The 474-nt window shown below is 77.8% G+C and carries 1 protein-coding gene; it reads left to right on the top strand.

Annotation, left to right across the window (positions count from 1 at the left end; genetic code table 11):
* Nucleotides 1–474, top strand: a 474-nt coding sequence (locus AC1MIR_RS10350) for a pyridoxal-phosphate dependent enzyme (protein ID WP_480028739.1), incomplete at both ends; no start/stop codon positions are given.

Below are 474 nucleotides of genomic sequence, written 5' to 3'. Positions count from 1 at the left end.
CGCAGAGACCGGCGCGCTGATCGTCCACGCCTATGACCAGCCCGAGGTCCTGGCCGGCCAGGGCACGGTGGGTCTGGAGCTCGAGGCCGACGCGCCGGAGGCGACGCATGTGCTCGTCGCCACCGGCGGCGGCGGGCGGATCGGCGGCATTGCCGCCTGGTATGCCGGCACCGGCACGCAGGTGATCAGCGTGGAGCCCGAAGGCTGCCCCACACTGGCGACCGCGCTGAAGGAAGGCCGCCCGGTGCCCTGCCCGGTCGGCGGCCTCGCCGCGGACAGCCTGGGCGCGCGCCAGGTCGGCGCGCTGATGTTCGAGGTCGCGCGGCACCACGTCGCGCAGGCCGTGCTGGTCAAGGACGAGGCGATCAGGGAGACGCAGCGCCGCATCTGGCAGGCGCTGCGCCTGATCGCCGAGCCGGGCGGGGGGGGGGGGGCGGCGGGGGGGGGGGGGGGGGGCCGGGGGGGGGGCGCCCC

The sequence above is a fragment of the Falsiroseomonas sp. RANM36 genome, from assembly GCF_056682175.1.
This window is presented reverse-complemented; position numbering and strand designations above follow the sequence as displayed.